The sequence below is a fragment of the Patulibacter sp. SYSU D01012 genome (assembly GCF_017916475.1).
Classification (GTDB): domain Bacteria; phylum Actinomycetota; class Thermoleophilia; order Solirubrobacterales; family Solirubrobacteraceae; genus Patulibacter.
In genome coordinates this window covers 112,593-123,640 of the sequence record NZ_JAFMTB010000003.1, presented here as the reverse complement: position 1 = coordinate 123,640, position 11,048 = coordinate 112,593, and the positions used below count along the sequence as shown (strand labels likewise).

Genomic DNA, 11,048 nt, shown 5'->3' with positions numbered 1-11,048 from the left:
CGGGGGGGGGATCAGCGGGTGGCGCCGCCGCCGAGCGCCTTCTGCACGTCGGCGATCAGCACGTCGGAGGCGAGCGCGCCGCCGGCGGCGCCCCAGACGGAGCCGTCGACCTGGCTGACGTGCCCGGCCTTCACGGCGTCGAGCTGCTTGAACGCCTTCGATCCGACGCCCTGCTCGAGCGCCTTCGCGTCGTCGCCGTCGGCGGTCAGGCTGGAGAGGAAGATCCAGTCGGCCTCGAGCTCGCCGAGCGCCTCCAGGCTGAGCGACTCGCCGTGGCCCTGGCCCTCCGTGCGCTGGTTCTTCGGGCGCTTCAGGCCGAGGTCGGCGACCACGGTCGACGCGAACGTGCCGGCGTGCATGAACGTCGGGCCGTCCGGGTTCCAGCGGGCGATCGTCACCTCGGCGCCGGCGTGCTTCCCGAGCGACCGGCCGACCTGCGCCGTGCGCTGCTCGTACCGCGCGAGCCAGTCCTTCGCCTGCGCCTCGCGGTTCAGCGCGACGCCCACCTGCCGCAGCGTGCTCTTCCACTCGTCCTTCGCGGGGTCGGACGCGACGAACGTCGGCGCGATCTTGCGCAGCTTCGCGACCTGGCCCGCCAGCGGCCCCTCGGGGAAGTCGTACGAGACGATGATCAGGTCGGGGTCGGCGTCGAGCACCTTGTCGAGGTCCGGCTGGTTGACGTCGCCGACGATCGGGACGCCGGCCACGCGGTCGGCGAGGTAGCGCGGCGGGCCGTCCTGGCCCTGGCCCTTCGAGATCGCGACGGGCTTGACGCCGAGGGCGAGCGCGTCGTCGGTCAGCTCGTCGTTGACGACCACCACGCGCTGCGGCTTCGTGGGCACCTCGACGGCGTTGCCCGCGAAGTCCTTCACGGTCCGCGTGGCCGCGGCGGCGTCGTCCGACGCGCCGCCCTCGTCGTCGGAGCCGCCGCACCCGGCGAGCAGCGCGACGAGGAGCAGGGCGCACGCCAGGGCGAGCAGCCGGAGGACGGGCGTACGGAGCACGCCTGGGGTGAGGGACGTCATGACGGGACCTTCCTGCGTGGTCTAGGGTCGGGGGACGCGCCGGAGTTAGGGCGTCCTGATTAGGGCACCCTTACCCGGCGGTGGCTACTGTACTCACGAATGCGCGCCGAGCGCGAGTCCCCCCGCATCCGCCGCTCCGTCCCCCCATCCCCGGCCCCCGCGATCGCCCTGCGCGACGCCGCTCCGGCGCTGCCCGCGCGGCCCGGGCTGGGCCGCCGCGCCCGCCTGGCCGTGGCGGGCGCGTGCGGCCTGCTGGCCGTCCTCGCGGTGCTCTCGATGCTCGTCGGCGCGGGCTACGTGTCGGCCGGCGACGTCCTGCGCTACGTCGCCGGCGACGCGGGGCTGCAGGCCGACCCCAAGCGGCACGAGCTGCTGCGGCTGACCGTCGTCGACCTGCGCCTGCCGCGCACGGTCGCGGCGCTCGTGGTCGGCGCCGGCCTGGGCGTCGCGGGCGCGCTGCTGCAGGCCGTCACGCGCAACCCGCTCGCCGACACGGGCCTGCTCGGCGTCAACGCCGGCGCGGGCCTGGGGGTGGTGGTCGGCATCACGTGGTTCGGCGCGAGCGCGGGGCTCGGCCAGACGGCCTGGGCGTTCGGTGGCGCGCTGTGCGCGAGCGTCGTGGTGCTGCTCGTCACGCGGGCCGGCGGCGGGCTCTCGCCGCTCAGCCTGGTGCTCGCGGGCGCGGCGCTGTCGGCCACGCTCGGCGGGGCGATGACGCTGCTGCTCGTCAGCCACCAGCGCACGTACGACGAGTACCGCCGCTGGATCCTGGGCTCGCTGTCGGGCGTCGAGACGTCGACCGTGCTGCAGGCGCTGCCCGTCGTCGCCGTCGGTCTGGCGCTCGCCGTCGCGGTCGCCCGCCCGCTCGAGGCGCTGGGGATCGGCGAGGACGGCGCGCGGGCGCTCGGCCGCGATCCCGACGCCATCCGCCGCGTCGTCGTCCTGGCCGTCGCGCTGCTGAGCGGCGCGGCGATCGCGGTGGCGGGACCGATCACGTTCCTGGGCCTGCTCGCCGCGTTCCTCGCCCGGGCCGTCGCCGGGCCGCGGGGCCGCGCCGGCCTGCTCGTCGCCGCCGTCGCCGGCGCGCTGGTGCTGCTCGGCGCCGACCTGCTCGCCCGGGTCGTGGTGCGGCCGTACGAGGCACCGGTCGGCGTGCTCGTGGCGCTCGTCGGCGCGCCCGTCCTCGTCGCGATCGCCCGCACGAAGGGCCTGCTCACCCTCGGCGGCCCGGGGGCGCGGCGGTGAGGGCGGGGACGGTGCCGGCGGCCCGCCGGGCGGGGGCGCCGGCGTGAGCGTCGGGCTCGCCCCGGACGCGCCTCCGACCGAGGCGGCCGTCCGCCCGGCCGGCACCGTGCTGCTGCGGCGCGGGCGTGCGTCGATGCTGGTCGGCCGCCGCGCCACCGTGGCGACCGGGGCGCTGGCGCTCGTCACCCTCGCCTGCGTCGTCGGGGCGCTCGTCGTCGGCTCGTCGTCGATCGGCGTGTCCGACGCCGTCTCGGCCCTGCTCGGCGTCGGCGATCGGCGGGCCGACCTGCTCGTCTGGGAGCTGCGGATGCCGCGGGTGGTCGCCGGGCTGGCCGCGGGCGGGGCCCTCGGCGTGGCGGGCCTGCTGACCCAGACCCTGGCCGACAACCGGCTGGCCACCCCCGACGTCCTCGGCGTCAACCAGGGCGCCATCGTCGCGATCATGGTCGCCGTCCTGGGGACCGACCTGGCGATGCTCGGCGCGTGGTGGGCGGGGCCGATCGGGGCCGCCGCGGCCGCCGCGCTCGTCTTCGCGATCGCCGGCGGCATCGGACGGCACGGCCTGCGGCTGCTCGTCGTCGGCATCGCGCTGACCACGGCGATGAGCTCGGTGATCGACGTCGTCCTGGCGCGGCAGGACCTCGGGCTGGCGGGCGCGGTCTACACGTGGACCGTCGGCGACCTGGCGAACGGGAGCGTCCGCAGCGCGCTGCCCGCCCTGATCGCGCTCGCCGCCCTCGCCCCGGCGCTGCTCGTCACCGCCCGGACGCTGCGCCTGCTGCGCCTGGGCGACGCGACCGCCGCAGGCCTGGGGGTCGCCGTCGGCCGGCTGCACGTGCGGATCCTGCTGCTGGCGGTCGTGCTGGCCGGGACGGGGGTCGCGGTCGCCGGCCCCGTCGCGTTCGTCGCGCTCGCCGCGCCGGTGCTGGCGGCCGGCGCGGTCGGCCCGGGCCGCGTGCCCGTGGTCGGCGCGGCGCTCGTCGGCGCGGCGCTCGTCGTCGCCGCCGACACGGTCGGCCGCGTCGTCGCGGGGCCGGTCGAGGTGCCCGTCGGGGTCGTCACGAGCCTGCTCGGCGGCCCGTTCCTGCTGTGGGTGCTGCTGCGCCAGAACCGGACGGAGGAGGTGCGCTGATGGAGCTGCGCGTGGAGGGGCTCGTCGCCGGCTACGGCGCGGCCGACGCGCCGGCGGTGGCGGGCGTCGACCTGACCGTGCCCGCGGGGACGGTCGTCGCGATCGTCGGCCCGAACGGGTGCGGCAAGTCGACGCTGCTGCGGGCGATCGGGCGGCTGCACCGCCCGCGGGCCGGGCGCGTGCTCGTCGGCGGCGACGACGTGTGGGGCCTGCGGCCGCGCGACGCCGCGCACCGCATCGCGCTGCTCCCCCAGGCGCCGCAGCCGCCCGAGGGCGTCACCGCGCTGGCGCTCGTCGGCTACGGCCGCCACCCCCACCAGGGCCTCTTCCGCCAGTGGTCGCCGGCGGACGAGGCGGCCGTCGCGCACGCGCTGCGCGTGACCGGCGTGACCCCCTTCGCCGGGCGGCGGATCGACCGGCTGTCCGGCGGCCAGGCGCAGCGCGCGTGGGTGGCGATGACCGTCGCGCAGGAGGCGCCGGTGATGCTGCTCGACGAGCCGACGAGCGCGCTGGACCTGGGCCACCAGGTCGAGGTGCTCGAGCTGCTGCGGTCGCTCGGCCGCGCGGGCCGCACCGTCGTGATGGTGCTGCACGACCTGGCGTCCGCGGCCCGCTACGCCGACGTGCTCGTGGCGATGCGGGACGGCCGGATCGTCGCGACCGGGCCGCCGCGCGAGGTCGTCGACGCCGCCCTGGTGCGGCGGCTGTACGACGTGGACGCCGAGGTGCTGCAGGCCGCCGACGGGTCGCCCGTGGTCGTGCCGCGGCCGGGCGCGCAGCCGGCGGGCTCGGCGGGGGCCGGCGGGCGGGACGCGGGCGCTGCGGGGGCCAGCCCGCCGGTCGCGGCCGAGGCGGGGGCCGGCGGGCGGATCGCGGCCGAGGCCGGGCCGACGTGATCGGCGAGCGGGGAGCCGCGGTCGACCCGCGGTACGCGTCCGTCGCCGCCGCCGTCCGGGAGCGAGCGGCCGACCTGCGGGCGCTCAGCCACCGCATCCACGCGCGCCCCGAGCTGGCCTTCGCCGAGCACCGCGCCGCGGGCTGGTGCGCCGAGCTGCTGGCGGGCGCCGGCTTCGCGGTGACGGGCGGGGCGTGGGACCTGCCGACGGCCTTCGACGCGCGGCGCGGCGGCGGCCCGACGACCGTCGCGTTCTGCGCGGAGTACGACGCGCTGCCGCGGATCGGTCACGCCTGCGGGCACAACCTGATCGCCGCGGCGGCCGTCGGCGCCGGGCTGGCCCTGTCCGACGTCGCCGACGCGGCCGGCCTGACGGTGCGCGTGATCGGCACGCCGGCGGAGGAGTCGGGCGGCGGCAAGGCCCACCTGCTCGACGCCGGCGCGTTCGCGGGCGTCGACGCGGCGATGATGGTCCACGCCGGGCCGCAGGAGGTCGCGCGCTTCGCGTCCTTCGCCCACCGCGCCCTGGCCGCCCGCTTCGTGGGCGCGCGGGCCGACGCGGCGGCGGAGGCGGTCTCCGCCCTCGTCGACGCGCTCGACGCGCGCGGGCCGGCGGGCACGCGGCTGCGCACGACCGAGCGGCCGTGGGGCCTGGACGCCGCGCCGCCGCACCTGCGCCCGGCGCTCCCGGTCCGTCCCGGCCCGGCGCGCTGGGTCCACGCCGAGGCGCGCGCCGCCGACGAGCCGACGCTCGCGGGCCTGACCGACGGGCTGCGCGGCGTCCTGCACGCGGCGGCGGACGAGGCGGGCTGCGCGCTCGACGTCGTCGACGCCGAGCCGCCGTACCGCCCCTTCCGCACCGACGACGCGCTCGCCGCCGCCTGGGCCCGCCACGCCGCCGCGCTCGGCCGCCCCGCCCCGGCGGACCCCGGCCCGTTCGCGATGACGGACATGGGCAACGTCTCGCACGCCGTGCCGGCCATCCACCCGATGCTCGCCCTCGGCGACGGCACCGTCACGCCGCACGACCCGGCGTTCGCCGACCTCGTCGTCACCCCCCAGGCGGACGCGACGATCCTCGACGCCGCGACGGCGATGGCGTGGACGGCGCTCGACGTGGCGGCGGGGCGCGCGGCGTGAGCGGCGTGCGCCCCGGGCACGAGACGGTCGCACCGACGGGACGAGCGGCATGAGCCCGGTCGGCGCGACGGCCGGGGCGGCCGCGGCGGCCACGAGGGTCGCGGCGGCCACGACGGCGGGGGTGGTGACCGGGACGGTCGTGCCCGTCGCGCTGGCGGGCGTAGAGGTCCGCCGCGCCCCGGCCGCGGCCGTCGATCCGGCCGCGCTGGCGCTGCTCTCCCCCGCCGAGCGGGCGCGCCTCGGCCGCCTGCGGCGCGCCGCGGACCGCGCCCGCTTCGCCACCGGCCGCGCGGTCGCCCGCCGCATGCTCGGCGCGCGCCTGGGCGTCGCGCCCGCGGACGTCCCGCTGGTCCTCGCCCCCACCGTCGGCGCGGCAGCCGCGCAGCGCCCCGGCACCGGCCGCCCGGTCCTTCCGGGGACGCCGTTGCGGCTGTCGATCGCGCACGCCGGCGACGTCGTCCTGGTGGCGCTGACCGACGACGGGCGTGCCGTGGGCGTGGACGTGGAGGGCGGGCCCGACGCCGCCCGCGTCCTCGGCCCCGAGCTGTGGGACGCCGCGTGCGCGCCCGCCGAGCGCGCGGCGCTCGCCGCGCGGCCGGCCGCGGCGCGCGACGACGCCTTCCTGGCGCTCTGGACGCGGAAGGAGGCGGTCCTGAAGGCCACCGGCCGCGGGCTGACCGTGCCGATGACCGCGCTGACCGTCACGCTCGGCGCCCGGGCCCGGGTGACCGCCACCGCGGCCCCGCTGCCGCCCGCGGACGCGGTGGCGCTGGCCGACGTCGACGCCGGGACGCCGGGCTACCGGGCCGCGGTGGCGGTCCTGCCGGCGGGCGACTGACCCGCGCCCGGGCCCGGCGGCGCCTACCGCCGCGCCGCCGCCGGAGCGCCGAGCCCGGCCAGCACGTCGTCCGTCGTCGTCGCCACCGCGCAGCGGCCCGCGGCCCAGCGCAGCGCCATGCGGTGCTCGTCGAGCGAGAAGTCCGCGACGGCGTCGGCGACGAGGAACGCCTGGACGTCCTGCATGAACGCCTCGGCGGCGGTCATCAGGCAGCCGATGTGGGCGTAGATGCCGGTGATGACGAGCTGGTCGCGGCCGAGGGCGCGCAGGCGGTCGCGCAGGTCGGTGCGCTGGAACGCGCTGTAGCGCCACTTCGTCAGCAGCACGTCGTCCGGGCGCGGCGCCAGCTCGGGGATGATCCGGTGCTCGTCGCCGCCGGCGCCCAGGCCGGTGCCCCACAGGTCGGTCAGCAGGCCGCGGTCGGCGGGGTCCTGGTCCGGCGGCTGGGCCGAGAAGACGACGGGCACGCCGAGCGCGGCGCACGCGTCGCGCAGGGCGGCGATCCGCGGCACGACGGCCGACAGCGGCTCCTCGTCGCGGCGGTACGCGGCGACGAAGTACTCCTGCATGTCGTGGACGAGCAGGACGGCGCGGGCGGGGTCGACGCGCCAGCCGGCCCGCGAGTCGGGCAGCTCGGCCGGGTCGGGCAGCGGGTACGGGGCGATCTGGGCCATGGCCATGGTGGTCCTCCGGGGGGCTCGGGATGGATCGGGACGACGGGACAGGGAGCGGACGGTCGGGCGCGGCGCGGCGCAGCGCCGCGTGGCGACGGGATCGGCCGCCGCGCGGGTGAGTTCAGGCCGGCGGGGCGGCGGCGGGCTCCTGCAGGCGGCGGGCGATCTCGGCGCGCAACGCCTTCTTGCTGACCTTCCCGACGTTCGTGCGCGGCAGCGCGTCGACGAGCTCGACGCGATCGGGCACCTTGAACGCCGCCACGCCGCGGTCGCGGACGAACGCGCGCAGCTCGGCCGGCCGCAGCTCCGCGCCGTCGCGGGCCACGACGAACGCGCACGTGCGCTCGCCGAGGAAGACGTCGGGCATCGCGACGAGCGCCGCGTCGTGCACGCCGGGGTGGGCCAGCAGGTGGTTCTCGACCTCCTCGGCCGCCACCTTCTCGCCGCCGCGGTTGATCTGGTCCTTGTCGCGCCCCTCGACGACGACGCCTCCGTCGGCCGTCAGGCGCACGAGGTCGCCGGTGCGGTACCAGCCGTCGGGCGTGAACGCCCGCGCGTCGTGCTCCTCCCCCCGGTAGTACCCCTGGATCGTGTACGGGCCGCGGGTCAGCAGGTGGCCGGTGCCGCCGGGCGGGACGGGCGCGTCCTCGTCGTCGAGCACCCGCAGCTCGTCGTGGACGGCCATCGGGCGGCCCTGCGTGGTGACGATCGTCTCCTCGTCGTCGTCCAGGCGCGTGTAGCAGACGAGGCCCTCGGCCATCCCGAACACCTGCTGCAGCGTGCAGCCGAGCGTCGGACGCACACGACGGGCGACCTCCTCGGCGAGCTTCGCGCCGCCGACCTGCAGGACCTGCAGCGACGACAGGTCCTCCTGCCCCGCGCGCGAGCCCGCCGCGGCGTCGAGCCACGCGTGCGCGAGCGGGGGGACGACGCCGGTGATCGTCACGCGCTCGCGCGCGATCAGCCCGAACGCGGTCCGCGGGCTCGGGTCCGGCGCCAGCACGACGCGCGCGCCGGCGTAGAGGGCGCCCATGATCCCGGGCGAGCTGAGCGGGTAGTTGTGCGCGACCGGCAGGGCGGCGAGGTAGACGCTGCGGGCCGTCAGGCCGCACAGCTCGGCGCTGCGGCGCAGGGTGTACAGGTACTCGTCGTGCGTGCGCGGGATCAGCTTCGGCACGCCGGTGCTGCCGCCGGACAGCTGCAGGAACGCGACGTCGGACGGCAGCGGCGCCCAGCCGGGCTGCGTCCCCGACTCGCGGGCGGCGGCCCGGTCGTACGGGGCGTCGATGACGGCGCGGTCGACCTCGCCCGTCTCGCGCAGCGCGTCGAGCGGGACGAACCGGCGCGGCGCCGCGGGCGGCGTCGTCGCGTCGCCCGCCACGACGACGTGGCGCAGCGTCGGCACCGCGGCCTGCACCTCGGCCGCCAGCTCCCGCGGGTCGAAGCGGCCCTCCGGCGCGCCGATCACGTACGCCGCGGCCTCGGAGAAGCGGCAGAAGTGCTCGATCTCGGTGCGCCGGTGCGGCGGCAGCGCGAAGACGGGCAGCGCCCCGACGCGGAAGAGCGCGAAGACGACCTCGACGAAGGCCGCGACGTTGCCGAGCTGCACGACGACGCGGTCGCGGGGCTCGATCCCCAGCCGCCGCAGGCCCGCGGCCAGGCGGTCCGCCCGGTCGTCCAGCTCGCCGTAGCTCCACCGCTCCTCCCCCGCCACGAGCGCCAGGCGCTCCGGGTGCGCGGCGGCGCGCTCGCGCAGCATGCCGCCGAACGTCTCGCCGCGCCAGTAGCCCAGCGTGCGCCAGCGGTCGGCGAGCTCGGCCGGCCAGGGGACGACGCCCTCGAGCGGCGCGCTCACCGCTCCTCCTCCACCCCGATGGCGGAGAGGAACGTGCGGAACTTCGCGGCCGTCTCCGCCAGCTCGTCCTCGCCCCGCGATCCCGCCACGACGCCCGCGCCGGCGAAGAGCCGCAGCGCGTTGTCGCGGACGAGGCCGCAGCGGATCGTGACGACCCACTCGCCGTCGCCCGCGGCGTCCTGCCAGCCGACGGCGCCGGCGTAGGGGCCGCGCTCGAACGGCTCGAGCTCGGCGATCAGCTCGTGCGCTGCGGCGGGCGGCGTGCCGCAGACGGCGGGCGTGGGGTGCAGCGCGGTGGCGAGCGCCAGCGCCGACGGCTGCGGATCGGCCAGCCGGCCGGTGACCGTCGTGCCCAGGTGCCACATCGTCGCGGTGCCCACCAGCGCGGGCTCGGCCGGCACGTCGAGCGTCGCGCACAACGGCCGCAGCGCGTCGGCGACGGCGTCGACGACGACGCCGTGCTCGTGGCGGTCCTTGGCCGAGCGGAAGAGCGCGGCGGCGCGCTCGTGGTCCTCGCCCGGATCGGGGCGGCGCGGCGTGGATCCCGCGAGGGGGCGCGCGATCACGCGGTCGCCGCGGCGCGCGACGAGCAGCTCGGGACTGGCGCCCACCAGCGTCTCGCCGTCCCCCACGTCGAGCGCGAAGGCGTACCCGCGCGGATCACGCAGCGCCAGCCGGCGCAGCAGCGCGGCGGGGTCGAGCGGCGCGTCGGCGTGCAGCTCGAGCGAGCGGGCCAGGACGACCTTCTGCAGCTCGCCGTCGAGACGCCCGACGGCCTCGTCCACGATCCCCGCGTACGTGGCGGGCGCGGGCACGGGGCGCACGGACCACGTCGGCCCGGTGCTGTCGCGGCCCGCGGCGGCGGGGCAGCCGGCGCCGGGCGTCGGCGCCTCGCCCGCGGCGAACGGCGCCGCCCAGCGAACGCTCTCGGGCACGACGACCCGCACCGGGCCGTCCGGGGCGAAGGGCAGGGCCCCCAGCGCGATCGCGCGCGAGTCGCCCGGCGCCGCGTCGGCGAGCAGGGCGTCGACGCGGGCGGCCAGGCGGTCGTGCGGGCCGTCCGGCAGCACGGCGCGCACGCCGCGGGCGTGCAGGGCGTGACGCGGGGACGAGAAGAACGCGTCGCCTGGGCGCAGGTCGTCCAGGAGCGCCTCGGCGGTGGCCAGGGGGGCGGCGGTGCTCATGCGGCCTCGCTTCGCCGGGCGGGGCCGGCGGGTCGGGGGAACGGGGCGGGGTCAACCACGGAGCGTCGCCCCGCCGTCGACGTACAGGTCGTGCATCGTGATGTGCCGGGCGCGGTCCGAGACGAGGAAGCGCACCGCGTCGGCGACGTCCTCGGGCGCGGCGATCCGGCCGAGCGGGATGCCCGCCTTGAACGTCGCGGGGTCGCCGGCGACCGTCCGCGCCTCGGCGTCCGGGTCCGTCCACAGCGCGCGCTGCATCGCCGTGTCCGTCGAGCCCGGCGCGACGACGTTGCAGCGGATGCCGTGGGGCGCCAGCTCCAAGCCGAGGCTGCGGGTGAACGACGCGGCCGCGGCCTTCGACGCGCCGTAGGCCGCCATCCCGGCGCGCGGCACGCCGGCGGCGTTCGACGCGACGGTGACGATCGTGCCCCGACCGCGCGGCCGCATCCGCCGCGCGACGGCGCGGGCGACGAGGAAGACGCCGGTGGCGTTGACGGCGAACGTCGCGTCCCACGCGGCGTCGTCCGTGTCGACGACCTGGCCGGGGTGCAGCACGCCGGCGACGCACGCGAGCACGTCGATCGGACCGGCCTGCTCCTCGGCCGCCGCGACGACGGCCTCGACCGCGGCGCGGTCGGTGACGTCGAGCGGCAGGGCGAGCGCCGCGGCCCCGCGGTCGGCGGGCCCGGACGCGCGGTCCGCGGCGATCGCGTCCGCCGTCGCGCGGGCGGCGTCGGCGTCGCGGTCGGTGACGACGACGCGGTGCCCGTCGGCGGCCAGGCCGCGGGCGACCGCGGCGCCGATGCCGCGGCCCGCGCCGGTGACGAAGGCGACCGGCGCGGCGACGCCGGGCAGCGCGGCCGGCGGGCCGGCGGAGGATCCGGTGGGGGACATCGACCTCGGTTCGGGGGAGACGCGGAGGCGGGGAGCAGGGGACTCCCGGGGCGACGGGTGGGCCCGCCGCCCCGGTGTTAGGCCACCCTACACATGATCGGAACGCTTGTGTCGGGTGCCCTAACTTCCGCCGTACGCGGAGGGTCGCCGCGCGGTACCCGCTGAC

10 protein-coding genes are annotated in these 11,048 nt (G+C 78.6%); 5 read left to right on the top strand and 5 right to left on the bottom strand.

What is annotated here, in order from left to right; all coding sequences use genetic code 11:
• Positions 1–11: 11 nt before the first annotated feature.
• Entirely contained in the window at positions 12–1,025 is a 1,014-nt protein-coding gene (locus tag J3P29_RS16520) for an ABC transporter substrate-binding protein (protein WP_210495263.1), read from the bottom strand.
• A gap of 99 nt (positions 1,026–1,124) precedes the next feature.
• Here J3P29_RS16520 and J3P29_RS16515 point away from each other — a divergent pair, with 99 nt between their 5' ends.
• Genes J3P29_RS16515 through J3P29_RS16495 form a run of 5 tightly spaced genes read left to right on the top strand, consistent with a single transcriptional unit; the run spans position 1,125 to position 6,275 of the window.
• The gene (locus J3P29_RS16515; RefSeq protein WP_210495261.1) at positions 1,125–2,270 is read left to right on the top strand and encodes an iron ABC transporter permease; all 1,146 of its coding nucleotides are present in this window, start codon (positions 1,125–1,127) and stop codon (positions 2,268–2,270) included.
• A 43-nt stretch (positions 2,271–2,313) separates the two neighbouring features.
• The gene (locus J3P29_RS16510; protein ID WP_210495260.1) at positions 2,314–3,402 is read left to right on the top strand and encodes an iron ABC transporter permease; all 1,089 of its coding nucleotides are present in this window, start codon (positions 2,314–2,316) and stop codon (positions 3,400–3,402) included.
• Entirely contained in the window at positions 3,402–4,298 is an 897-nt protein-coding gene (locus tag J3P29_RS16505; RefSeq protein WP_210495258.1) for an ABC transporter ATP-binding protein, read from the top strand. Before J3P29_RS16510 ends, J3P29_RS16505 begins: the two co-directional genes overlap by 1 nt.
• Positions 4,295–5,437, top strand: a complete 1,143-nt coding sequence (locus J3P29_RS16500) for a M20/M25/M40 family metallo-hydrolase (protein ID WP_210495257.1) — start codon at positions 4,295–4,297, stop codon at positions 5,435–5,437. Before J3P29_RS16505 ends, J3P29_RS16500 begins: the two co-directional genes overlap by 4 nt.
• 49 nt (positions 5,438–5,486) lie before the next feature.
• Positions 5,487–6,275, top strand: a complete 789-nt coding sequence (locus tag J3P29_RS16495; RefSeq protein WP_210495252.1) for a 4'-phosphopantetheinyl transferase superfamily protein — start codon at positions 5,487–5,489, stop codon at positions 6,273–6,275.
• A gap of 23 nt (positions 6,276–6,298) precedes the next feature.
• On the opposite strand, the gene J3P29_RS16490 is transcribed toward J3P29_RS16495, so the two are convergent.
• From J3P29_RS16490 to J3P29_RS16475, 4 genes are all read right to left on the bottom strand, one after another.
• Positions 6,299–6,949 (bottom strand): isochorismatase family protein, encoded by a 651-nt coding sequence (locus J3P29_RS16490; protein WP_246852264.1) that lies wholly within the window; start codon positions 6,947–6,949, stop codon positions 6,299–6,301.
• 121 nt (positions 6,950–7,070) lie between these two features.
• On the bottom strand, positions 7,071–8,804 hold the full coding sequence (locus J3P29_RS16485; RefSeq protein ID WP_210495247.1) for a (2,3-dihydroxybenzoyl)adenylate synthase: 1,734 nt from the start codon (positions 8,802–8,804) through the stop codon (positions 7,071–7,073).
• Positions 8,801–9,988, bottom strand: a complete 1,188-nt coding sequence (locus J3P29_RS16480) for an isochorismate synthase (protein WP_210495245.1) — start codon at positions 9,986–9,988, stop codon at positions 8,801–8,803. The genes J3P29_RS16485 and J3P29_RS16480 overlap by 4 nt, the downstream gene beginning before the upstream one ends.
• A gap of 51 nt (positions 9,989–10,039) precedes the next feature.
• Positions 10,040–10,882, bottom strand: a complete 843-nt coding sequence (locus J3P29_RS16475) for a 2,3-dihydro-2,3-dihydroxybenzoate dehydrogenase (RefSeq protein ID WP_210495243.1) — start codon at positions 10,880–10,882, stop codon at positions 10,040–10,042.
• Positions 10,883–11,048 lie beyond the last annotated feature (166 nt).